General features: G+C 70.8%; 17 protein-coding genes. 11 read left to right on the top strand and 6 right to left on the bottom strand.

The genetic code is table 11. The features are described 5' to 3' along the window. Positions 1-21: 21 nt before the first annotated feature. Positions 22-663, bottom strand: coding sequence for a maleylacetoacetate isomerase (gene maiA, locus ACT54X_RS10195; protein ID WP_354318288.1), 642 nt, complete (start codon positions 661-663; stop codon positions 22-24). Positions 664-739: 76 nt separating this feature from the next. On the opposite strand from maiA, the gene ACT54X_RS10190 reads away from it, so the two are divergent. From ACT54X_RS10190 to ACT54X_RS10165, 6 genes are all read left to right on the top strand, one after another. Beyond that, positions 740-1,444, top strand: a complete 705-nt coding sequence (locus ACT54X_RS10190; protein ID WP_354318289.1) for a fumarylacetoacetate hydrolase family protein — start codon at positions 740-742, stop codon at positions 1,442-1,444. A 25-nt stretch (positions 1,445-1,469) separates the two neighbouring features. After that, a complete protein-coding gene (locus ACT54X_RS10185) occupies positions 1,470-2,018 on the top strand; it encodes an NUDIX hydrolase (RefSeq protein WP_354318290.1) in 549 nt (182 codons plus the stop codon). After that, a complete protein-coding gene (locus tag ACT54X_RS10180; protein WP_476346355.1) occupies positions 2,018-2,494 on the top strand; it encodes a CreA family protein in 477 nt (158 codons plus the stop codon). The genes ACT54X_RS10185 and ACT54X_RS10180 overlap by 1 nt, the downstream gene beginning before the upstream one ends. Before the next feature lie 12 nt (positions 2,495-2,506). Beyond that, a complete protein-coding gene (locus ACT54X_RS10175) occupies positions 2,507-4,255 on the top strand; it encodes an ATP-binding cassette domain-containing protein (protein WP_476346353.1) in 1,749 nt (582 codons plus the stop codon). 79 nt (positions 4,256-4,334) lie between these two features. After that, entirely contained in the window at positions 4,335-5,054 is a 720-nt protein-coding gene (locus ACT54X_RS10170) for a murein hydrolase activator EnvC family protein (RefSeq protein WP_476346351.1), read from the top strand. A 106-nt stretch (positions 5,055-5,160) separates the two neighbouring features. Further along, a complete protein-coding gene (locus tag ACT54X_RS10165) occupies positions 5,161-8,322 on the top strand; it encodes an EAL domain-containing protein (protein WP_476346349.1) in 3,162 nt (1,053 codons plus the stop codon). Between the two features lie 34 nt (positions 8,323-8,356). Here ACT54X_RS10165 and ACT54X_RS10160 read toward each other — a convergent pair whose 3' ends face one another. From ACT54X_RS10160 to ACT54X_RS10140, 5 genes are all read right to left on the bottom strand, one after another. Next, positions 8,357-9,055 carry an SGNH/GDSL hydrolase family protein gene (locus ACT54X_RS10160; RefSeq protein ID WP_476346347.1) on the bottom strand — a complete coding sequence of 233 codons (699 nt, stop codon included), beginning with the start codon at positions 9,053-9,055 and terminating at the stop codon, positions 8,357-8,359. Positions 9,056-9,234: 179 nt separating this feature from the next. Continuing rightward, a complete protein-coding gene (locus tag ACT54X_RS10155) occupies positions 9,235-10,722 on the bottom strand; it encodes an efflux transporter outer membrane subunit (protein WP_476346346.1) in 1,488 nt (495 codons plus the stop codon). Continuing rightward, entirely contained in the window at positions 10,719-14,003 is a 3,285-nt protein-coding gene (locus ACT54X_RS10150) for an efflux RND transporter permease subunit (RefSeq protein ID WP_476346344.1), read from the bottom strand. The genes ACT54X_RS10155 and ACT54X_RS10150 overlap by 4 nt, the downstream gene beginning before the upstream one ends. Continuing rightward, positions 14,000-17,170: an efflux RND transporter permease subunit gene (locus ACT54X_RS10145; RefSeq protein ID WP_476346342.1), complete on the bottom strand. Its 3,171-nt coding sequence runs from the start codon at positions 17,168-17,170 to the stop codon at positions 14,000-14,002. The genes ACT54X_RS10150 and ACT54X_RS10145 overlap by 4 nt, the downstream gene beginning before the upstream one ends. Then, positions 17,167-18,786 carry an efflux RND transporter periplasmic adaptor subunit gene (locus ACT54X_RS10140; protein ID WP_354318298.1) on the bottom strand — a complete coding sequence of 540 codons (1,620 nt, stop codon included), beginning with the start codon at positions 18,784-18,786 and terminating at the stop codon, positions 17,167-17,169. Before ACT54X_RS10140 ends, ACT54X_RS10145 begins: the two co-directional genes overlap by 4 nt. 310 nt (positions 18,787-19,096) lie before the next feature. Here ACT54X_RS10140 and ACT54X_RS10135 point away from each other — a divergent pair, with 310 nt between their 5' ends. The 5 genes from ACT54X_RS10135 to ACT54X_RS10115 are packed head-to-tail and all read left to right on the top strand — an operon-like array spanning position 19,097 to position 22,852. Beyond that, the gene (locus tag ACT54X_RS10135) at positions 19,097-19,633 is read left to right on the top strand and encodes a DUF6622 family protein (RefSeq protein ID WP_294367429.1); all 537 of its coding nucleotides are present in this window, start codon (positions 19,097-19,099) and stop codon (positions 19,631-19,633) included. 31 nt (positions 19,634-19,664) lie between these two features. Then, positions 19,665-19,949 carry a 2TM domain-containing protein gene (locus tag ACT54X_RS10130; protein WP_294367427.1) on the top strand — a complete coding sequence of 95 codons (285 nt, stop codon included), beginning with the start codon at positions 19,665-19,667 and terminating at the stop codon, positions 19,947-19,949. A 41-nt stretch (positions 19,950-19,990) separates the two neighbouring features. Continuing rightward, complete coding sequence (locus ACT54X_RS10125) at positions 19,991-20,665, top strand: glutathione S-transferase family protein (protein WP_294367424.1); 675 nt, start codon at positions 19,991-19,993, stop codon at positions 20,663-20,665. A 49-nt stretch (positions 20,666-20,714) separates the two neighbouring features. After that, positions 20,715-21,689 (top strand): sterol desaturase family protein, encoded by a 975-nt coding sequence (locus ACT54X_RS10120; RefSeq protein ID WP_476346339.1) that lies wholly within the window; start codon positions 20,715-20,717, stop codon positions 21,687-21,689. Next, positions 21,686-22,852, top strand: a complete 1,167-nt coding sequence (locus ACT54X_RS10115; protein WP_476346337.1) for a sensor histidine kinase — start codon at positions 21,686-21,688, stop codon at positions 22,850-22,852. Before ACT54X_RS10120 ends, ACT54X_RS10115 begins: the two co-directional genes overlap by 4 nt. The last annotated feature ends 12 nt before the right edge of the window (positions 22,853-22,864 follow it).

The following is a 22,864-nucleotide window of genomic DNA, read 5'->3' as shown; positions in this document are numbered from 1 at the left end:
CTCCGGCCGTCGATCCGAGGCTCATTCCGCGTCGGGACACTGCGACGGCTGCGCGGCCTGGAAGGCCGGCAGTTCCATGCAGGCCTCGTACGCCGCCATGGTGCGCGGCAGGCCCGACAGGTCGCTGTCGAAACGGCGGGCATTGAAGATCTGCGGCACCAGGCAGCAGTCGGCCAGCGTGGGCGTGTCGCCCCAGCAGAAGCGGCCTGCAGGCGAAGCGGCGAGTTGGCGCTCGAAGGCGACAAGCCCGTCGCGCACCCAGTGGCGGTACCAGTCGTTCTTGGCCTCTTCGCTCACCTTGAGCTCGCGCACCAGGTACTTGAGCACGCGCAGGTTGTTCAGCGGATGGATCTCGCAGGCGATGGACTGCGCCAGCGCGCGCACATGGGCGCGGGCGGCCGCGTCGCGCGGCAGCAGGGCCGGCTCGGGATGCAGCTCGTCCAGGTATTCGATGATCGCCATGGACTGCGAGAAGTGCTGGCCGTCGTCGGTCTCCAGCAGCGGCACCAGCTGGTCGGCCGACAGTTGCGCATACGGCGCGGTCTTGTGGTCGCCGCGGGCGATGTGCACCGGCACGTAGTCGTAGGCCAGGCCCTTGAGCTGCAGGGCGATGCGCACGCGGAAGGAGGCCGAGGAGCGAAAGTAGTTGTGCAGCTTGGTCATGGTCGCCGAGCATACGACGGCGCCGCCTCTGGCACACTCGCCCTTCCCTTCCCCAACCCTCCCAAGAGCAGTCTCCATGGCTTCCCAGGATTTCGTCTTTGCGCCGGCACCGGTGGTGTCGGTTCCCGTGGCGGGCAGCGCCGCGCGCTTCCCGATACACCGCATCTACTGCGTCGGCCGCAACTACGAGGAGCATGCCAAGGAGATGGGCTTCACCGGCCGCGAGCCGCCCTTCTTCTTCATGAAGCCGGCCGACGCGGCCGTGGTGGTCGACGCCGGCACCACCGGCACCGCGGCTTACCCCACGCTGACCAAGAACCTGCACCACGAGATCGAGCTGGTGGTGGCCATTGGCACCGGCGGCAAGAACATCGCCGCGGCCGACGCCCACAAGCACATCTTCGGCTACGCCGTGGGCCTGGACATGACCCGCCGCGACCTGCAGAACGACATGAAGAAGCAGGGCCGTCCCTGGGACATCGGCAAGAGCTTCGAGCAGAGCGCGCCCATCGGCCCGATCGTGCCCAAGGCCGAGGCGGGCGACATCGAGAAGGCCGCGATCTCGCTGCAGGTCAACGGCACCGACCGCCAGCGCAGCAACGTGAGCCAGCTGATCTGGAACATCGCCGAGACCATCGAGCACCTGTCGGCCGCCTGGGAGCTGCAGCCCGGCGACCTGATCTATACCGGCACGCCCGAGGGCGTGGCCGCGGTCGTGCAGGGCGACCTGCTGGAGGGCGAGGTGGCCGGCCTGCCGCGCCTGTCGGTCCGCATCGCCTGATCGGCCACCGAGGAGCCGGCGCCCCATGTTCGAGCGACCCCGCATCAAGCACTGCAAGGCCTGCGGCACCGCGGTGGTCTACCGCGTTCCCGACGACGGCGACACGCGCGAGCGCGCCGTCTGTCCGGCCTGCGGCACCATCCACTACGAGAACCCGCTGAACGTGGTGGGCACGGTGCCGGTGCTGGGCACGCGCGTGCTGCTGTGCAAGCGCAACATCGAGCCGCGCTGGGGCAAGTGGACACTGCCGGCGGGCTTCATGGAGCTGGGCGAGACCACCGCCGACGGCGCCGCCCGCGAGACGGTCGAAGAGGCCGGGGCGCAGTTCAAGATGGGCGAGCTCTTCGCCCTCATGAACGTGATGCGCGTCGGCCAGGTCCACCTGTTCTACCTCGCCGAGCTGCAGAGCGACCGCTTCGACCCCGGCCACGAGACCATCGAAGCCCGCCTGTTCGAAGAGGACGAAATCCCCTGGGACGAGATCGCCTTTCGCACCGTGCGCGAGGCGCTCCGCTGCTTCTTCGAGGACCGGCGCGCCGGCCGCTTCCAGTTCCACACCCTGGACATCCAGTGATGCGCGCACCGTTGCTCCTGCCCCTGCTGCTGTTGGCCGGTGCCGGCCTGGCCCACGCCCAGAACACCAAGGTCGGCGAAGTCAGCACGGCCTTCAAGCTCATCGGCCCGGACCACAAGGTGGTGGTCGAGGCCTATGACGATCCGAAGGTCACGGGCGTGACCTGCTATGTGTCGCGCGCCCGCACCGGCGGCCTGTCGGGCGCCGTGGGCCTGGCCGAGGACAAGGCCGAGGCCTCGATCGCCTGCCGACAGGTCGGGCCCATCGCCATCGCCCAACCGCTGCCGCAGCAGGAAGAGGTCTACAGCGAGCGGCAGTCGATCCTGTTCAAGCGACTGCGCGTGGTGCGCATGGTCGACGCCAAGCGCAACACGCTGGTCTACCTCACCTATTCCGACAAGCTGATCGACGGCTCGCCCACCAATGCGGTCACCGCCGTGCCGGTGGACCGGGGCACGCCCATCCCGCTGAAGTAAGGCCCCGCGGCGATGGCAACGTCGTCCCCCGCCCGCGCCGTCCGCGAGCTCTACCAGGCGCTATGGCGTCATGCCGCGGGCGTGCGCACGCACCTGGTGGGCGCGACGACGCTCATCTCGGCCTCGCAGCTCATCCGCCTGACCCTGCCCTGGCTCGCCGGTCGCGCCATCGACACGCTGCAGCGCGGCGACATCGCCGGCTCGGGCCGCTGGATCCTGCTGCTGCTGGCCATCTACCTCGTCTCGTGGATGCTGCACGGCCCCGGCCGCGTGCTGGAGCGCAACGTGGGCCTGCGCGTGCGCGAGCGCGTGGCCGACCAGCTCTATGCCCGCATCGCCGCCGCGCCGCTGGTGTGGCGCGATGGCCACCATTCCGGCGAGCTGCAGCATCGCGTGCATCAGGCCAGCCGCGCGCTGTCCGACTTCACGCAGAACCAGTTCGTCTACGTGCAGAACGCCTTCAGCTTCATCGGTCCGCTGGTGGCCCTGGCGCTGCTGGCGCCGGCCAGCGGGCTGATCGCGCTGGCGGGCTTCGTCGCCATCGCGGTCGTCATCGTGCGCTTCGACCGCACGCTGATGCAGCTGGCCCGCGCCGAGAACGATGCCGACCGGCGCTACGCCGCCGCCCTGTTCGACTTCATCGGCAATGCCGGCACGGTGATCGGCCTGCGGCTGCAGGCGGCCTCGCGCCGGCTGCTCGGCCGGCGCATGGGCGCGGTGTCGGCGCCGCTCAAGCGGGCGGTGGTGGTCAACGAGGGCAAGTGGTTCACCGTCGACCTGCTGGGCCTGGGCCTGACCTGGGCGCTGGTCATGGAGTACGTGTGGCAGAACCGCGTGCCCGGCCAGCCGGTGATGCTGGGCACCGTGTTCATGATCTACCAGTATGCGCAGCAGGCGGCGTCGGTGGTGGGCTCGATGGCGGCCAACTTCCAGAGCTTTGCGCGCATGCACACCGACTGGGGCAGCGCCGCGCCGATCTGGGACGCGCCGGGCGACCCGTCGCAGCCCGTGCCGCCTGTGGATGCGCAGGCCGCCTGGGCGACGCTTTCGCTGGAGGCGATGCAGTGGCGCTATGCCGACGGCAGCCGTGGCCATGGCCTGCAGGGCATCGACCTGCAGTTGCGGCGCGGCAGCCGGGTGGCGCTGGTGGGCCCGAGCGGCGGCGGCAAGAGCACGCTGCTGCGCGTGCTGGCCGGACTGTATGCGCCCCAGGCCGGCACGCTGTTGCGGGACGGCCGCCCGGCCGATTGGGCCAGCCTGCGCCAGATGGCCACCCTGATTCCGCAGGAGGCCGAGGTCTTCGAGGCCAGCGTGCGCGAGAACCTGGACTTCGGCGACGCCCGGCCCGACGCCGAGCTGCAGGCCGCCGCCGCGGCCAGCGCCTTCGATGAAGTGCTGGCTCGCCTGCCGCAGGGCCTGGACAGCCCGCTCACCGAGCGCGGCTTCAACCTTTCCGGCGGCCAGCGTCAGCGCCTCGCCCTGGCGCGCGGCGCGCTGGCCGCGGCCGGCAGCTCCCTGCTGCTGCTGGACGAGCCCACCAGCGCCCTCGACGCCGCCACCGAGGCCCAGGTGCTCGATCGGCTCTCGGCCGCCTTCCCGCAGGCCTGCGTGGTCGCCTCCATCCACCGGCTGGCCCTGCTCGGCCGCTTCGACACCGTCGTGCTGGTGGAGGCCGGGCGGGTGGCCGATGCCGGTCCGCGCGAGGCCGTGCTGGCCCGCCACCCGGCGCTCGCGGCGCAGGTCGCCGGTGCCTCGGCCTGAGAACATCCCGCATGCGTCGCGCGCGCCCCCGAACCGCGCGACCCTGAACCCTCGGCCCGCCAATCGCTCCAAGCGCCCCATGTTCAATCCCATTTCATTGCTGCGCCGCCGCCCGCGGCCGCCGCGCCCGCTGTCGGCGGGCTGGGCCGCCCTGCTGGGCGGCAGCCTGATGCTCGCGGCCAGCCTCGCCATGGCCGCCCCAGCCAGTCACACGCCGGCCAAATCGGCGAAACCCGCCGCTTCCAAGCCGGCCGCCTCCAAGTCCAGACAGGCCGCGCCGGCACGCAGCGCCGGGCGGGCCAAACCCGCGCAGGCCACCCGCGGGACGAGCGCGCGGGGCCGTCCAGCCCCCGGCAAGAAAGGCCGTTCGGTCGCCCGCCGCGCCGCCCCGGCCGCGGCCGGCGCTGCCGCCCTGAGCGCCACGCCCGGCGAGATGCCGCGTTTCGCCGCGCCAGCACCCGGCGCCGTGCTCCAGGCCTTCGATGGCGAGCAGAACAAGGGCGTCGACATCGCCGGCCATGCCGGCGATCCGGTGGCCGTGGCCGCCGACGGCAAGGTGGCGTTCGTGGGCACCGAGCTGGCGGGCTACGGCCGCACGGTGATCGTGGAGCACGGCGGCCAGGTGATCAGCGCCTATGCCCATGTGCGCAACATCCGCGTGCGCGAGCAGCAGATGGTCCGCCAGGGCGAGGTGATCGCCGAGATCGACGACGGCGATGCGGGCGAAGAAAGCCGCCTGCACTTCGAGATCCGACGCCAGGGTGTGGCGGTCGATCCGCAGCTGTACATGTCGCGCTGACACGTCCCTCGGGCGCCCGGTGGTGCAACCGGGCGTCGGCGATGCACCAGCATGGGGCAAGACCGCGGCACGCAATTTGCAAGAAATTGTGTCCAAAGCATCCCTCATGTTGAACTTTCTTTCGCGCCGCCTCGGACGGCTCAGCGTCGGCCGCAAGCTCCTGGTGATCTACCTGCTGGACCTCACGGCGGTGATCTTCATCAGCGGCATCCTGATCAACGAGAAGTTCATCGCCATCGATTTCGGCCGGAAGGAAGCCGCGGGCACGGCCTACATCGACGGCGTGCGGCCCACCCTCATGGCACTGGCCGGCTGGCAGGGCGCGCGGGCGGCGGACGACGCCACGCTGGCGCGCGTCGAGCGGCACTGGGGCGAAGGCATGCAAAGCGCCGAGGCCAGCCGCCACTTCCGTCAGGACGCGCAGGCCTGGAGGCGAGCGCCGCAGCCCGAGCGCGATGCCACGGCCCGGCAGGCGCTGGAGAGCGGCCGGGCGCTGGTCACGCGCGTGGGCAACCAGTCCAACCTGATCCTCGATCCGGACCTGGACAGCTACTACACGATGTCGCTGCTGCTGCTGCGCTTTCCGGAGCTGATGGAGCTGGGCGCGGCCATGCGCAGCCAGCTCGTCGCCCACCGCCAGACCCGCACGTCCCTGGAGCGGACGGAATCGAACACGCGCTTCTTCATCCTGGAGGGCCGGCTCGACACCGTGGCCGCCGCCATCCGCAGCGACTACGGCGAGGCCTTCGCCGCGGCGCGCGGCCCGCTGGCCGGCGCGCTGGATGCTTCCCGCGGCCGGCTGCTGGCCGCCATCGAGGACTTCCGCCGCGCCGCCCGCGCGGCCCAGGAGCAGGACAGCGCACCGCTGGCCGCCTTCGACCCCGCCCAGCAGGCGCTGTTCGCCCGGCTGGACGAGGCCTGGAGCGCCACCAGCCGCGAGATGAGCACGCTGCTCGCCGTGCGCGAACACGGCTTCTTCACCCGCATGTGGCTGCACCTGGGCACGGCGCTGTTCCTGCTGCTCTTGATCCTGAGCGCGGTGTTCTATGTGGCGCGGCAGATCTCCAGGCCGCTGCGCCGCCTGTCGGACGTGGTGGACACCGTGCGCCGCACCGGCGACCACACGCTGCGCGCCAGCTGGCACAGCAACGACGAGATCGGCCGCCTGGTCCTGGGCTTCAACGACATGCTGGCCCAGCTCGACCGCGAACGGCGCATCCAGCAGGAGCTGGCGGCCTCGGCGCGGGCGGCGGATGCCCAGCGCGAGCTGGTCGAATCGATCCCGATCCCGCTGATGGTCACGGCCATCCCGGGCCACGAGGTGCTCAACGCCAATGCGCCGGCGCAGGCCTGGCTGGGCGGCCGCTCGCAGGATCCGTGGGCCCAGGGGCTGGAGCCGGGCGTGCGCGCCCGCTTCTTCCAGCAGCTGGCCGACCGCCGCGCCGTCGACGAATTCGAGGTGCGCTGGCAGGGCGGCGGCGCCCCAGGCTGGGCGGTGCTGTCGGCCCGGCTGATCCACTACCAGGGCCAGGAGGCGATGCTCACCGCCTTCACGCCGATCAACCAGCTCAAGCACATGGAGCAGCGTCTCAAGCTGTGGGCCAAGGTGTTCGAGGCCTCGTCCGAAGGCATCCTGATCATCAATGCCGAGCACGACATCATCACCGTGAACAACGCGCTGTGCCGCGGCACCGGGCACGACCTGGCCGACCTGGTCGGCCAGAGCCCGGCCCTGCTGCTGGCCGACGACGGCGCCCACCTGCGCACGCTGTGGCCGGCGCTGGACAAGCGCGGCGCCTGGCAGGGCGAGGTGCTGATGCGCCGCCGCGACGGCCATGCCTACCCGGCCTGGATCGTGGCCAGCGTGGTGCGCGACGGGCCGGACCGCATCTCGCACTACATCTTCACCTCCATCGACATCAGCGACCGCAAGCGCAGCGAGGAGCGCATCCGCTACCTGGCGCTGCACGACGTGCTCACCGGCCTGCCCAACCGCTCCCTGTGTGCCGAGCGGCTGCGCGAGGCCATCGACCGGGCGCAGTCCGCCGGCCGCGGCGTGGGCGTGCTCTTCATCGACCTGGACCGCTTCAAGAACATCAACGATTCGCTGGGCCACCATGTGGGCGATGCGCTGCTGCGCTCGGTGGCGCAGCGCTTCGCCGACTCGGTGCGGCCCGTGGACACGGTCAGCCGCCTGGGCGGCGACGAGTTCATGGTCATCCTCGACGGTGTGCGCGGCAGCGACGACCTGGCTGCGGTGGTGGAGCAGCGCATCCTGCCCGCCGTACGCGAGCCGCACGAGGTGCACGGCTCGCGCCTTTACGTCTCGTGCAGCGTGGGCATGGCCATGTACCCGGAAGACGGCGCCGACATCGACACGCTGATGCGGCATGCCGACATGGCGATGTACGACAGCAAGTCCAGCGGCCGCGACACCGCCCGCTTCTTCACGCCGGCCATGAACGCCCGTGCGCAACAGCGCCAGCAGGTCGAGTCCTGCCTGCGCCACGCCATCGAGCGCGGCGAGTTGTGGCTGGCCTACCAACCGCGCATCGAGGCAGGCTCGGGCCGCACCATCGGTGTGGAGGCGTTGCTGCGCTGGCACAGCCCCGAGCTGGGCGCCGTTCCGCCGGCCGAGTTCATTCCCATCGCGGAGGAAAGCGGACAGATCGTGGCGCTCGGCGACTGGGTGATCCAGCAGGCCTGCGCCCAGCACGATGCCTGGCGCCGCTCGGGGCTGGGCGAGCTGACCGTCTCGCTCAACATGTCGGCCGTGCAGCTGCGCACCAGCGGCGTGCCCGAGGTGCTGCGCACGGCACTGGCCCGCCACCAGGTCAACCCCGCCCACCTGGAGGTGGAACTGACCGAGTCCACGCTGATGGAGACGGCCGAGGAGACCATGGCCCAGCTGCACGCCCTCAAGGCGCTGGGGCTGACGCTGTCCATTGACGACTTCGGCACCGGCTACTCGAACCTCAACTACCTCAACCGCTTCCCCATCGACAAGCTCAAGATCGACCGCTCCTTCGTCCAGCAGATGCTGGAGGACCCGGCACAACTGGCCATCGCGCGGGCCATCATCGGCCTGGGCCACACGCTGGGCCTGCGGGTGGTGGCCGAAGGCGTGGAGCGACCCGAGCATGCGCAGATGCTGCATGCCGCGCGCTGCGACGAGCTGCAGGGCTTCCACTTCGGCCGGCCGATGCCGCCGGCCGAACTGGAGCGCTGGCTGCGCAGCCAGCGGCCGGCGGAGCTGGCGGCGGCCTGATCGCCTGGCGCGCCGCGGGGTGTGATCGGCGCGCTCAGGCGCCGGACGCGGCGCACTCGGGCGCCACGCGGTCCAGCGCCTTCGCCAGCTGCGCCGTCAGCCGCTCGGCATAGCGCGGCCCCGGGTGCACGCCGTCGGCCATGTCGGCCGGATCGAAGCGCACCGCGCCCCAGTCGGCGAACACGCTGCCGGTCTCGGCAGCGATGCGGCGGGCGATGGCGTCGTTCTCGTCGCGGCCCGCCATTGCGCCGATCACCTGCGACAGCCCGGTGATGAGCGGCGTGCGCCCCTCGGCCTTCACATGCGCCACCATCGCCCGGAAGGACGGCTCATAGGGATAGCGGTGGCCGGCGTCGTTGATTCCGTACTGCAGCACCACGATGCGGGCCTGCAGCGTGAGCCGTTCGAACTGCGGCTGGCGCGCGTAGGCGCTGTCGCCCGGCACCGAGTTGTCCTCCACGGCATAGAGTGGCCGCAGTCGCTTCAGGATGGCGGCCGGGGGCTCGGCCAGCCGATGGGCGCCGTTGTGCGCGCCGTGCAGGATGGAATCTCCCCACAAGGCGACGCTGCAGTCGGGCTGCTGCTGCAGCTTCTGCTGGCGGCGCCATTGCTCCTCGTCCTGCGGCGATGCATTGCGCCACGCAATGCGACTGGGTGCGCAGCCTGCAAGGGTGAGCGCCAGCATCAGCCACGGCAACACCCTCGCCGTCGCGCCGGCATTTCGTTCATTCATTGCCCTACTCCCTGATGAATCTCGCCGCCGCGGGGCTGCAGCAGCGGGCCCGGTCAAATGCCGGGCGGCAGGAATGTTAGGCCGATTCTCGAAAGCAACCTTGAGGTGAACTGGGAGAACTCAGGCCACGCAGCGGTGCAGCGCGCAACCGTCTGCTCATGGCGAGCCTCAGTTCCGGCTCAACGCGTGGCCCCAGGGAGTGCGGACGGCGCGGCTACCGGCGTGCGCAACCAGTCGGCCTCCCACCCACCCCCGAGCGCCTGGATGAGCGCCACCGCCGAGGCCTGCCGCGACAGCTGGGCATTGAGCAGGCTGCGCCGCGCGCTCAGGGCCGAGGCCTGGGCCGTCACCACGTCGGTGTAGTTCACCTGGCCAGCGCGGTAGCGGTTGAGGATCTGCTGCTCCGTCAGGTCCGCGGCTTCCGAGGCCTGGCGCAGCAGCACGGCCTGCTCGGCCTGCGCAGCGGCATTGCTCAACTGGTCCTCCACCGCCTGGAAGGCAGTCAGTACGGTCTGCCGGTAGCTGGCCACCGCGCCCTGGTAGGTGGCGCCGGCCGCATCCACCTGGGCCGCGATGGCGCCGCCATCGAACACCGTCTGCGCGGCCGAGAGGCCCAGCGCCCACAGCAGGTTCGAGGCATTGAACAGGTCGCCCACCCGGCTCGCGCTGCCGGTGACCGAGGCCGTGAGATTGAGGCTGGGAAAGTAGGCGCTGCGGGCGATGCCGATCTGCGCATTGGCCCGCGCCATCGCGCGTTCGGCCGCCGCGATGTCGGGCCGGCGCTGCAGCAGTTCGGCCGGCAGGCTGAGCGGCACCGCGGGCACCACCGGCAGCCAGTCGGCCTGCGGCGCGATGCGGAAGTCGGCGGGCGCCACGCCCACCAGCACGGCGATCGCATGCTCCAGCACGGCCCGGTCGCGCACCAGGCCCGCACGGTCCGAACGCGCGCTGACCAACTGGGTCTGCGCCTGCAGCACGTCGGTCTGCGCCGCGATGCCCGCCTGGTAGCGGTTGCGCGTGATGGTCAGCGAGCGCTCGTAGCCTTCGAGCGTGCGATCCAGCAGCGCGATCTCGGCATCCGTCGCGCGCAGCTGCAGGTAGTTGGTGGCCAGCGCGCCCGTGGCCGACAGCCGGGCCGCCGCCAGGTCGGCCTGACTGGCCTGCGCGCTGGCACTGGCGCTTTCCACCGACAGGCGCAGGCGGCCCCAGAGGTCGGCGTCCCAGCTCGCCGTGAGCCCGGCCGAGAAGCTGTTGGACGGCGACGTGCCGCTGTTGCTCCGGACAGGCCCGCTGCGGCGGCCGCTGCCGCTGGCCGTGAGCGACGGCAGCAGCGAGGCGCGCTGCTCGCGCACCAGCGCCTGGGCCTGGCTGTAGGCGGCCACGGCAACGGCGATGTTCTGGTTGTTCAACTGCACGCGCTCGGCCAGCGCATCGAGCTGGGCATCGTCGAAGCGCTTCCACCACGGCCCCTTGTCCAGCGTGTCGCCCGGCGTGGCGGGCAACCAGCCGGCCACGGCCGGCGCCTCCTTGAAGGCCATGGGGGCGGCATCGGACGGCGGCGCGTAGCGCGGCCCCACGGCGCAGCCGGCCAGCAGGACGGCTGCCGGCGCCGCCAGCAGCAGCTGCCGGCGCGCGAGGAAGGCAGAAGGGGCGAGGCGGGTCTTCATCGGGTGGGAGCGTGTTCGTGGATGCCGATGGGCGGCACGCGGCCACCGCCCGGACGCAGGCGGTCCATCAGCACATAGATGACGGGCACGGTGAGCAGCGTGAGCAGCTGGCTGGCGACGAGGCCGCCGATGATGGTCACGCCCAGGGGCTGGCGCAGCTCCGAGCCCACGCCGAAGCCGATGGCCAGCGGCAGCGCGCCCAGCATGGCGGCCAGCGTGGTCATGAGGATGGGCCGCAGCCGCAGCAAGCTGGCCTCGCGCACCGCCTCGGTGGCCGTGAGGCCGCGCTGGCGCTGCGCCTCCAGCGCGAAGTCGATGATCATGATGGCGTTCTTCTTGACGATGCCGATCAGCAGGAAGAGCCCGATCAGCGCCATGATCGACAGGTCCATGCGCAGCATCAGCAGCGCCAGCACCGCACCCACGCCCGCCGAGGGCAGCGTGGTGAGCACCGTCACCGGATGGATCAGGCTCTCGTACAGGATGCCCAGGACGATGTAGATGACCACGATGGCCCCGACGATCAGCAGCGCCTGCTGGTTGCCGCTCTGCTGCGCCGCGCGCGCCGTGCCGCCGAAGCTGCCACGCACGTTGATGGGCAGGGCCACGTCGTTCTCGGCCTGTTTGATGGCCGCCTGTGCCTCCTGCAGCGTCACGCCGTCGGGCAGGTTGAAGGAGATGGTGCTCGACAGCTCGGTGTCCTCGTGGCTGATGGCGCTGGGCACCGCCCGCTCCTTGAGGGTGGCGAAGGCCGACAGCGGCACCAGCGTCGTGGTGCTGGTCGCCAGCGCCTGCCCGGTGGAAGCGCCGCGCTGCCCCGGGTTGGCCGAGGTGGTGGTCGAGGTGCCGGTGCTGGTGTCGGTGTTCGCCTGCAGCGAGGTGCTGCCCGTGCTGCCGTCCGCGTTGGTCGTGCTGCTGAGCGTGGAGGGCACGTACAGGTCCTTCAGCGCCAGCGGCGAGGTCTGGAAGCGCGGCGCCCATTCCATGATGACCGAGTACTGGTTGAGGTCGTTGTAGATGGTCGCCACCGAGCGCTGCCCGTAGGCGTTGTAGAGCGCACTGTTGAGTGCGGTGGTGTTGACGCCCAGCCGTGCGGCCGCGTCGCGATCCACCGACAGGAAGGTCTCGACGCCGTTGTCGTTGGAGCTCTCGCCGTCGACGTCGGCCAGCTGCGGCAGCTCTGCCATGCGCGCGGCCAGCTTGGCCGAGGCGGCCCGCAGGTCGGTGATGTTGTCGGCGCGCAGCGTGTACTGGTAGGTGGAATTGCTGGAGCGCCCACCCATGCGCAGCTCCTGCACCGGCCCGAGGAAGACCCGCAGGCCCGTGAGCTGGTTGAGCTGCGGCCGCAGCCGGTCGATCACCACCTGCGTCTTCACGCCCCGTTCGGCCAGCGGCTTCAGGTTGACGAACATGAAGCCGCCGCCCGCGCGCGTGCCGCCGGTGAAGCCCACCACCGTGTCCACCGCCGGGTCGGCCTTGATGATGTCCACCGCCTGCTTGAGCTTGGCCGACAGCGCGACGGACGAGATGCTCTGGTCGGCCCGCAGGCCGGCGTTGATCTGCCCGTTGTCCTGCTGCGGGAAGTAGCCCTTGGGCACATGGACGAACAGGTAGACGTTCAGGCCGATCACCGCCAGCAGCGAGATCACCACGATGGTCTTGCTGGCCAGCGCCCAGTCCAGGCTGCGGGCATAGCCACGAAGGATGCCGCCCCACAGACGGTCGCCCTGGCGGCCCAGCCAGGCGCTGACCGGGGCCCAGCGGCGGCCCAGCGGCCCGGGCGGGCGGCGCTGGTACCAGCCCTCCGCCCGCAGCAGGGCCGCGCACATCATGGGCGTGGTGGTGAGCGAGATCACCAGCGAGATCAGCACCGCCACCGACAGCGTCACCGCGAACTCATGGAACAGACGGCCCACCTGACCGCCCATGAACAGCAGCGGAATGAACACCGCCACCAGCGACAGGCTGATGGACAGCACGGTGAAGCCGACCTCGCGCGCACCCTGCAGCGCCGCCTGCAGCCGGCCCATGCCGTTCTCGATGTGCCGCTGCGTGTTCTCCAGCACCACGATGGCGTCGTCCACCACGAAGCCGGTGGCCACCGTCAGGGCCATCAGGCTCAGGTTGTTGAGCGAGAAGCCCAGCAGGTACATCACGCCGAAGGTGCCCAGTAGCGATACCACCGTGGCCACGGTCGGGATGATGGTCGCCCGTGCACGCCGCAGGAACAGCCCCACCACCAGCACCACCAGCGCGACCGAGATCATCAGCGTGAACTCGACCTCGTGCAGGGCCGAGCGGATGGAGGCCGTCCGGTCCGAGGCTACCTGCACGTCGATGTCCTGCGGCAGCTGCGCCTTGAGTTCGGGGATCAGCGCGCGCACCGCGTCCACCGTCTCGATCACGTTGGCGTCGGCCTGGGCGCGCAGCAGCACCACGATGGCCGGCTGGCCGTTGAACAGGCCCAGGGTGCGCGTGTTCTCGACGCTGTCGATGACCTCGGCCACGTCCTTCAGGCGCACCGCCGCGTTGTTGCGCCAGGCGATCACCAGATCGCGGTAGTCGGCCGCGCGCAGGCCCGGGGACGGCGTGTAGATCTGCAGCCGCCGGTCCTCGCTCTCGATCACGCCCTTGGGCCGGTTGGCGTTGTTGGCCTGGATGGCCGCGCGCACGTCCTCGGTGCTGATGCCCAGGCGGTTGAGACTGAAGGGCTCCAGCTCCACCCGCACGGCGGGCAGCGAGCCACCGCCGATCTCCACGTCGCCCACGCCCTCGACCTGCGAAAGGCGCTGGCTCACGATGTTGGAGACCGTGTCGTAGATCTGCCCGGGCGTGCGCGTCCTGGAGGTGAGCGCGATGATCATCACCGGCGCCGCGGCCGGGTTGGCCTTGCGGTAGGTCGGGTTGCTGCGCAGCGTGGCGGGCAGGTCGACGCGGGCCGCATTGATGGCGGCCTGCACCTCGCGCGCGGCCGAATCGATGTCGCGGTCCAGGTCGAACTGCAGCGTGATGCGGGTGGAGCCCACCGAGCTGGTGGAGGTCAGCTCATTCACCCCCGGAATCACGCCCAGCCGCCGCTCCAGCGGCGTGGCCACGCTGCTGGCCATGGTGTCGGGACTGGCGCCGGCGATGCTGGCACTGACGCTGATGACCGGGAAGTCCACCTTGGGCAGTGGCGACACCGGCAGCTTGAAGAAGGCCAGGATGCCCGCCAGCGCAATGCCCAGCGTCAGCAGCACCGTGGCCACCGGCCGCAACACGAAGGGGCGCGACAGGTTCACGCGCGGGCCTCCGGCGCAGGGACCGTGGCGCCACCGTCGCCGTCATCCTCGTCACGGCGTCGGCGCGAGAAGCGCCGGCCCAGCCGGTCGAAGGCGAGGTAGATCACCGGCGTGGTGAACAGCGTGAGCAGCTGCGACAGCACCAGCCCGCCGAAGATCGACAGGCCCAGCGGCCGGCGCAGCTCGGCGCCCTCACCCAAGCCCAGCATCAGCGGCACCGCCGCGAACAGCGCCGCCAGTGTCGTCATCAGGATGGGCCGGAAGCGCAGCAACGCGGCCTGGCGGATGGCTTCTTCCGGCGGCTTGCCCTCGTTGCGTTCGGCGTCGATGGCGAAGTCGATCATCATGATCGCGTTCTTCTTGACGATGCCGATCAGAAGGATGATGCCGATGATGCCGATCACGCCCAGGTCGTTGCCAGTGAGCATCAGCGCCAGCAGCGCGCCCACGCCCGCCGAGGGCAGCGTCGAGAGGATGGTCATCGGGTGCACATAGCTCTCGTACAGCACGCCGAGCACGATGTACACGCACACCACCGCGGCCAGTATCAGCCACAGCTGGCTGGTGAGCGAGTTCTCGTAGGCCCCGGCCGCACCCAGGAAGCGCAGGTTGATGCCGACAGGCAGGCCGATCTCATTGGCTGCGGCGCGGATGGCCGACACCGACTTGCCCAGCGCCACACCCGGCGCGGTGTCGAAGCCGACCGTGGCCGCGGGGTACTGCGCCACCCGCGTGATCTGCAGCGGCGCCGGCTGCTCGCGCACGGTGGCGAAGGCCGACAGCGGCGTGGCCGTGCCGCCGCCGGTGCGCAGCTGCAGGCTGCCCAGGCCCTGGGGCGAATCGAGCCCCTCGCGCTGCGCCTCCAGGATCACCCGGTACTGGTTGGTCTCGGTGAAGATGGTGGAGACGATGCGCTGGCCGAAGGCACTGTAGAGCGCATCGTCCACCGAGCTGGCCGTGACCGACAGGCGCGAGGCCGTGTTGCGGTCGATGTCCACATAGGCAGCCAGGCCCTGCGCGCCGGCGTCGGTGGTGGCATTGCGCACCAGCGGCTCGTTGCCCAGACGGGCCACCAGCTTCTTCGCCCAGTCGTTGACGGTGGCGGTGTCCGAACCTTCCAGCGCCACGCGGAATTCGGTGGGGCCGGATTCGGCATCGATGGTCAGGTCCTGCGTGGGTTGCAGGTAGAGCTTGACGCCCGCCACCTGCGCACGCACCGCCTGCGTCAGCCGGTTCATCACCACGTCCTGCGCATCGCGACTGCGGCGCAGGTTGATCAGCATGCTGCCGGTGTTCAGGGCCATGTTGCTGGCGCCGTCCACGCCGACCACCGAGCTCACGCTCTGCACATCGGCATCGGCCAGCACGACGGCGGCCGCGCGCTCCTGCAGCTGGGCCATGCGCTCGTACGACACGTCCTGCGAGGCCTCGATGCGGGCCTTGAGCTGGCCGGTGTCCTGCGTGGGGAACAGGCCCTTGGGGATGACCACGTACATCAGGGCCGTGAGCGCCAGCGTGGCCACGGCCACCACCAGCGTCAGGCCCTGGTGGCGCAGCACCCAGCCCAGGCCCACGTCGTAGCGGGCGATGACGCGGTCGAAGAAGCGCTGCACCGTGCGGCCGAGCCGGCCGCCGCTCTTCGATTCGGGCTCCAGCCAGCGCGCGGCCATCATGGGCACCAGCGTGAGGGAGACCACGGCCGAGATCAGGATGGTGATGGCCAGCGTGACGGCGAACTCGCGGAACAGCCGGCCCACCACGTCCTGCATGAACAGGAGCGGGATCAGCACCGCGATCAGCGACACCGTCAGCGAGATGATGGTGAAGCCGATCTGCGAGGCGCCGTCGAGCGCGGCCTTGAAGGGCGGCTCGCCCTCCTCCAGCTTGCGGGCGATGTTCTCGATCATCACGATGGCATCGTCCACCACGAAGCCGGTGGCGATGGTCATGGCCATCAGGCTCAGGTTGTTGAGCGAGTAGCCCAGCAGGTACATCACGCCGGCCGTGCCGATGAGCGAGATGGGCACCGCGATGCTGGCGATGATCGTGGCACGCAGGCTGTGCAGGAACAGGAAGATGACCAGCACCACCAGCACCACGGCCAGCACCAGTTCCATCTGCACATGCTCGACCGAGGCGCGGATGCCGGAAGTGCGGTCGGACAGCACCTCCACCCGCACATTGGCCGGCATGGCGGCCTGCAGCTCGGGCAGGCGGGCGCGGATCGCGTCCACCGTCGAGATCACGTTGGCGCCCGGCTGGCGTTGCACGTTGACGATGATGGACTGGCGCAGCGTGCCGTCGCCCGCTCCGTTGGCCTGGGGCTTGTCGTCCTTGAGGCCGGCCCAGGCGCCCAGCTGTGCGTTCTCGGCGCCGTCGACCACGCGGGCCACGTCCGCCAGGCGCACCGGCGCGTTGTTCTTCCAGGCGACGATCAGCTTCTGGTAGTCGGCCGCGGTGAGCAGCGCGTCATTGGCATTGATGGTGTAGGCGCGCTGCGGCCCGTCGAAGCTGCCCTTGGCGCCGTTGGCATTGGCCGCGGCGATGGCGTTGCGCAGCGTGTCCAGCCCGATGCCGGCCGAGGCCAGGGCCTGGGTGTTGGCCTGGATGCGCACGGCCGGCCGCTGGCCGCCCGCCAGCGTGACCAGGCCGACGCCGCTGACCTGGCTGATCTTCTGCGCCAGCCGGGTGTTGACGATGTTCTGCACCTCGGTCAGCGGCAGGGTGTCGGCCGTGACCGCCAGCGTCATGATGGGCGCATCGGCCGGGTTGACCTTGGCATAGACCGGCGGCGCCGGCAGGTCGGTGGGCAGGAAGGAACCGCCCGCGTTGATGGCGGCCTGCACCTGCTGCTCGGCGACGTCCAGGGTCTGGTCCAGGTCGAACTGCAGCGTGACGATGGACACGCCCGCCGCGCTGGTCGAGCTCATGCGGTTGAGGCCGGCCATCTGGCCGAATTGGCGCTCCAGCGGCGCACTGACGGTGCGGCTCATGACCTCGGGACTGGCGCCGGGATACAGCGTCTGCACCTGGATGGTCGGGTAGTCCACCTGCGGCAACGCCGCCAGCGGCAGGAAGCGCAGGCCCACCAGGCCGGCCAGCACGATGGCCAGCATCAGCAGCCCGGTGGCGACCGGCCGCTCGATGAAGGGACGCGAGGGATTCATCGGCCTTCACCGCTGCCGCCACCACCGCCGCCTTCGCGCCGACGCTGTTGCAGGCGCTGCCAGCGCTCGATGGCCTCGGGATCGCCCTTGTCCAGGCCGTCGAGCATCGCCTGGATGCGGGCCAGCCGTTCGGGGTTGTCGCGGGCACTGTCGAGCATGCGCTGGCGCTGCTCGGGCGTGGGCAATGCGGGCGCAGGCGAGGCGGCGGCGGACGCAGGCGCGCCGGCAGCGGGCGCCGATGCCCCGGCCTGCGGCGCCGACGCACCTGCGGCGGGCGCGCCCGTACCCTCGGCCCCGCGGCGGCGTTGCACGCCCTGGCGTGGGCCGGTGGCCGGGCGCTCGCCCTGCAGTTGAACGCGTGAGCCGTCGTTGAGCCGGTCGCCGCCTTCGGTCACCACCTTCTCGCCGGCCTGCAGGCCGGAGGTGATGGCGATCACCTCCGGCGTGGACTCGCCGCGCTTGACGGGCCGCACCTCCACCGTACGGTCGTCGCGGATCACATACACATAAGGGCCGGTGGGCCCGGTGCGCACCGCGGTCACCGGCACCACCAGCGCATCGACCGTGCGCAGCGTGAGCCGCAGGTTCACGAACTGGCTGGGAAAGAGCTTGGCCTGCGTGTTGTCGAAGCGGGCCTTGGCCTTGACGGTACCGGTGCCCACGTCGACCACGTTGTCGAGCGTGGAGAACACGCCCTGATCGAGCACATCGCTGCGGGTGCGGTCCAGCGCCGTGGCCGGCAGCCTGGACCCGGTGGCCTGCTGCGCCTGGATGTCGGGCACACGGTCCTGCGGCACCGAGAACTGCACGTCGATCGGGTTCATCTGCGTGATGACGGCGACGCCCGTGGTCGCATTGGCCGCCACGTAGTTGCCTGGGTCCACGGCACGCAGGCCGATGCGGCCTGCCACCGGGGCGGTGATGCGGGTGAAGTCGAGGTTGAGCTGCGCACTGGCCTCGGCGGCCTTGTCGCTGACCACCGTGCCTTCGAGCTGGCGCACCAGCGCGGCCTGCGTGTCCACGTCCTGGCGGGCGATGGAGTCCTGCGAGAGCAGCGTGCGGTAGCGCTCCAGCGTGACGCGGGCAGCGGCGAGCTGTGCCTCGTCGCGCAGCCGCGTCCCGCGCGCCTGGTCCAGCGCCTGCTGGTAGGGGCGTGGGTCGATGCGGGCCAGCAGCTGGCCCTTGCGCACCGTCTGGCCCTCGGTGAACAGCACCTCGGTCAGCACGCCGCCGACCTGCGGCTTGAGCGTGACGGTCGCCAGCGGCGTGACCGTGCCGAGTGCGTCGAGCGTGATCGGCAACTGCATGCTGCGCACCACGGCATTGCCCACGGTGACGCTGCCGAAGCCGCCGCCCGCGCCACCTGGCCCTCCCGGACCGCCGGGCCCCCCGGGGCCTCCAGGCCCGCCGCGGCCCGGTGGCCCGCCGACGCCGGCGCTGCCTTCGGCCGCCGGACGGTGGACCAGGTACCAGCCCAGTCCCACCAGGCCGGCCACCAGCACGAGCACCGCCGCGCCCCCCAGCCAGCGGCTGCGCCGCCCCGGAGGCCGCGCGGGCGGCACCACCGGCTCTGCGGCGTTCGAAGTCTCGGAAGGGGGAGTGTGGCGAGGGTCCATGGATGCGTGGCAAGCGAGCGGCTGGGCGTGCCGCGAGTAGAGCGGGAAATCGTAGCTGCGATGTGGGAGCGACCGTAAAGCGGTGGTAAAGCCTCGCGGCTGTCGGTCGGCGCCCCGTCGGGCGACTTCAGGAGGGTCGGTGTGCGGCGCAGCCGGCTGCCGTTGGCGCCGCCATCCGGCCGTTCGCGCCGCGCTGGCGCCGTTCATCGCAGGCTGGTGGCGGCGGGCCCGGGCCGCCGGCACAGTCCCATCCCATCGCAGCCTGCCTGCCGGCGGCCCTCATCCACCTGACCTCACTCAAGGAGTTTCCATGCTCACCGATTCCATGCTCTTCCAGATCGTCGCCCACACCCCCACCTGGGTGTTCGCCGTCTTCGCGCTGCTGGCCTGGCGCGGCGCGCGCCAGTTGGTGACGCGCGAGGTCAGCCTGGCCGGCGTCACCGTGCTGCCGCTGGCGCTGGTCGGCTTCGCGCTCTATGGCGTGGCCTCGGCCTTCGGCCATTCGCAGGCTGGCCTGCTGGCCCTGGTGGCCTGGGTGGTCGCTGCCGCCGCCAGCGGCTTCTGGATGCAGGCGCGGCCGCTGTCGCCGCGCACCCAGTACGACCCCGAACTGCGCGAGTTCCTGCTGCCCGGCAGCCCCTGGCCGCTGGTGCGGATGATGGGCATCTTCCTGACCAAGTACGTCGTCGGCGTGACGCTGGTCTTCCATCCCGGCCTGGCGCAGGACAGCGGCTTCGCCCTGGGCATCAGCGCCCTGTACGGCCTGTTCAGCGGCATCTTCGCAGGCGGCGCCCTGCGCCTGTGGCGCCTGGCGATCAGCGCCGACCGCACGGCATCGCTGGCCTGATCGCCGTCCACACGATTGAAGCGGATCCATCATGCGCCCCGAACCGTCTTCCGCCTCCCTGGATGCCCTGGCGCATCGCCGTGCCCGGGCCAAGCTCGGCTGGTTCGCCCACGCCGCCGTCTATGCGCTCGTCAACCTCGGACTGATCGTGCTGTCGCTGGCGCAGGGCCGGCACTGGGCGGTCTTTCCGCTGCTGGGCTGGGGCCTGGGCCTGTTCTTCCACGGCCTGGGCGTGTGGGTCTTCGCGCCCGGCAACCCGGTGATGGCACACATGGTGCAACGCGAGCGGGAGCGGCTGGCCCGCACCGGCCGCTGACGCCCCATCCCCGCATGCTTTCTGAGGCAACATCGCGCCCCATGATCACCGTTCACCACCTCGAAAATTCCCGCTCCCAACGCGTGCTGTGGCTGCTGGAAGAGCTCCAGCTTCCCTACGAGATCGTGCAGTACAAGCGCGACCCGGCCACCATGCTGGCGCCGCCCGAGCTCAAGCGGGTGCATCCCCTGGGCAAGGCGCCGGTCGTCACGCTCGACGACGGCAGCGTGCTCGCCGAATCCGGCGCCATCCTGGAGACGCTGGCCGAGCGCTACCCCGCGGGCGCCCTGCTGCCCGAGGCCGGCAGCCCCGAGGCCCTGCGCTGCCGCTACTGGCTGCACTACGGCGAGGGTTCGGCCATGCCGCCGCTGCTGCTCACGCTGGTGTTCAACCGCATCAAGGGCGCGAAGATGCCCTTCTTCGTCAAGCCCATCGCCCGCGGCATCGCCGACAAGGCCATGGCCAGCTTCGTGCAGCCGCAACTGCGCCAGCATCTGGACTTCATGGAGTCGGAACTGGCCCAGCGCGACTGGTTCGCCGGCCCGTACTTCAGCGTGGCCGACATCCAGATGAGCTTCCCGGTCGAAGCTGCCCGCGCCCGGGCCGGCCTGGACGGCAGCCGGCCGAAGCTGATGGCGTGGCTCGAACGCATCCACGCACGGCCGGCCTATCAGCGCGCGCTGCAGCGTGGCGGCCCCTACGCCCTGATGGATTGAGCGCAGCGCCGGCGGCCTTTCCCCAACACCTCGTCCGGAGCGCGCCACCATGCCCGTTCTTCTGCTCATCCTGAAGTTCGCCGTCGTGACGGTGCTGGTCGCCTCGCTGCTGGAGGCCGCGGTACTGTCGTGGCGCCACACCCGCGGGCTGGGGCCGGCCTACGACTGGAAGTCCGCCGGGCTGTCGGTGGTCGACTTCCTGGTGCGCGAATACCCGCTGCGCTGGCTGCTGCCGCTGGCCTTCTGGGTGGGCTGGATGGACTGGCTGTATGCGCACCGGCTGTTCACCCTGCCGCTGGACCACTGGACGGGCTGGGTGGCAGCGTTCCTGCTGCAGGAGTTCTGCTATTACTGGTACCACCGCGCGGCACACCGCGTGCGCTGGTTCTGGTGCACGCATTCCATCCACCATTCGCCCAACGACCTGAACCTGTCGGCGGCCTACCGCTTCGGCTGGACGGGCAAGCTCACCGGCGTCCTGGCTTTCTTCCTGCTCGCCCCGCTGCTGGGCGCGCCGCCGCGGCTGATCCTGCTGATGTTCACGCTCAACCTGCTCTACCAGTTCTGGATCCATGCCACCTGGATCCCGCGCCTGGGCCCGCTGGAATGGGTGCTGAACACACCCTCGGCGCACCGCGTGCACCATGCGTCGAACCTCGAATACCTGGACGGCAACTACGGCGGCGTGCTGATCGTGTTCGACCGCCTGTTCGGCACCTACATCGCCGAACGCCAGGACGTGAAGCCGCGCTACGGCCTGGTGAAGCCGCAGACCTCGTACAACCTGCTGGCCATCGAACTCGACGGCTGGCGCGCACTGTGGCGTGACCTGCGCGGGGCGAAGTCGGTGGGCGAGGCGCTGGGCTACCTGTGGCGCCCGCCGGGATGGCGGCCCGGGGGCGGCGAGACGACGGAAGAGCTGCGTCGCAATGCAAGGCTGGCCACACCGGCCATGCCCGCGCCCCCCCCGCCGAGCGGCCCCGCGACGGACGTCGCGATCGTGCCACCACTGCCGGCGCCATGACCGAGCCCGCGGATGCAGCACCTGGAGGCCGGCCGCCGGGCCACGGCGCCTCGCCGATGACCGTCCTGCTGCGCAGCCTCCTGCGCCATTACCTGCATGTGCTGGCCCTGTGCTGCGTGGTGACGGTGTTCACCACGCTGATGTGGCCCACGCGCAGCTACCTGATCCAGCTCGTCTATTCGGTGTGCATCGGCACGATCTGCTGGGCCACGATGGAAGCCGGCCGTTATCTGGTCGATCCGCGCCACTGCCATGGCAACCCCGAGGGCGGCCGTGGCTGGCCCAAGGGCTGGCGCGGCATGGTCCTCACCGTGAGCGGCATCCTGGTGGGCTTCTACGTGGGCGACGAGGTGGCCTACTGGCTGATCGGCCCCGGCGACAGCGACGCCGGGCCTGCCAACAAGAACATCATCGGCCTGTACATCACGGTGGCGGCCGGCGCCATCGGCTCCTTCTACTTCCACGCCAAAGGCAAGTCGGCCGCCATGGCCGCCGAGATTGCCGCGGCGGCCCGCGATGCCAGCGAGGCGCGGCTCAAGCTGTTGGAGACCCAGCTGGAGCCGCACATGCTCTTCAACACCCTGGCCAACCTGCGCGTGCTGATCGCCACCGACCCCGAGCGCGCCGTCGCCATGCTGGACCGCCTGAACGATTATTTGCGCGCCACGCTGGGCGGCTCGCGCAGCACGCTGCATCCGCTGTCGCAGGAGTTCGACCGCCTGGCCGACTACCTGGCGCTGATGGCCGTGCGGATGGGGCCGCGCCTGCGCTGCACGCTCGACCTGCCGCCCGAGCTGCGCGAGGTGCCAGTGCCCCCGCTGCTGCTGCAGCCCCTGGTCGAGAACGCCATCCGGCACGGGCTGGAGCCCCAGGTCGAAGGCGGCGAGATCCGCGTGCTGGCCCGGCGCGAGGCGGACGACCTGGTCATCGACGTCATCGACACGGGTGCCGGCCTGGCCGCGACACCAGACGGCGGGCTCGCCGAGGGCGCAGGCTCGCCGCCCTCCGACACTGGCGCGACCTCCAAGGGCGGCTTTGGCCTCACCCAGGTGCGCGAGCGCCTGCGCACCCTGCATGGCGAGCGCGGCACGCTCACGCTGAGCTCACCGCGCGGCGGCGGCACCCGTGCCACCGTCACCCTGCCCCTGCCTGCTTCCGCCTGACCACGCCCTGCC

Source organism: Pseudacidovorax sp. DMC4 (genome assembly GCF_056314265.1).
The sequence above is the reverse complement of the archived record's forward strand: the minus strand, read 5'-3'. Positions and strand labels throughout refer to the sequence as shown.

Coding starts and splice junctions, on each gene's coding strand:
- maiA (WP_354318288.1), bottom strand. CDS start 663: ATGACCAAGCTGCACAACTACTTTCGCTCCTCGGCCTCCTTCCGCGTG.
- ACT54X_RS10190 (WP_354318289.1), top strand. CDS start 740: ATGGCTTCCCAGGATTTCGTCTTTGCGCCGGCACCGGTGGTGTCGGTT.
- ACT54X_RS10185 (WP_354318290.1), top strand. CDS start 1,470: ATGTTCGAGCGACCCCGCATCAAGCACTGCAAGGCCTGCGGCACCGCG.
- ACT54X_RS10180 (WP_476346355.1), top strand. CDS start 2,018: ATGCGCGCACCGTTGCTCCTGCCCCTGCTGCTGTTGGCCGGTGCCGGC.
- ACT54X_RS10175 (WP_476346353.1), top strand. CDS start 2,507: ATGGCAACGTCGTCCCCCGCCCGCGCCGTCCGCGAGCTCTACCAGGCG.
- ACT54X_RS10170 (WP_476346351.1), top strand. CDS start 4,335: ATGTTCAATCCCATTTCATTGCTGCGCCGCCGCCCGCGGCCGCCGCGC.
- ACT54X_RS10165 (WP_476346349.1), top strand. CDS start 5,161: ATGTTGAACTTTCTTTCGCGCCGCCTCGGACGGCTCAGCGTCGGCCGC.
- ACT54X_RS10160 (WP_476346347.1), bottom strand. CDS start 9,055: ATGAATGAACGAAATGCCGGCGCGACGGCGAGGGTGTTGCCGTGGCTG.
- ACT54X_RS10155 (WP_476346346.1), bottom strand. CDS start 10,722: ATGAAGACCCGCCTCGCCCCTTCTGCCTTCCTCGCGCGCCGGCAGCTG.
- ACT54X_RS10145 (WP_476346342.1), bottom strand. CDS start 17,170: ATGAATCCCTCGCGTCCCTTCATCGAGCGGCCGGTCGCCACCGGGCTG.
- ACT54X_RS10140 (WP_354318298.1), bottom strand. CDS start 18,786: ATGGACCCTCGCCACACTCCCCCTTCCGAGACTTCGAACGCCGCAGAG.
- ACT54X_RS10135 (WP_294367429.1), top strand. CDS start 19,097: ATGCTCACCGATTCCATGCTCTTCCAGATCGTCGCCCACACCCCCACC.
- ACT54X_RS10130 (WP_294367427.1), top strand. CDS start 19,665: ATGCGCCCCGAACCGTCTTCCGCCTCCCTGGATGCCCTGGCGCATCGC.
- ACT54X_RS10125 (WP_294367424.1), top strand. CDS start 19,991: ATGATCACCGTTCACCACCTCGAAAATTCCCGCTCCCAACGCGTGCTG.
- ACT54X_RS10120 (WP_476346339.1), top strand. CDS start 20,715: ATGCCCGTTCTTCTGCTCATCCTGAAGTTCGCCGTCGTGACGGTGCTG.
- ACT54X_RS10115 (WP_476346337.1), top strand. CDS start 21,686: ATGACCGAGCCCGCGGATGCAGCACCTGGAGGCCGGCCGCCGGGCCAC.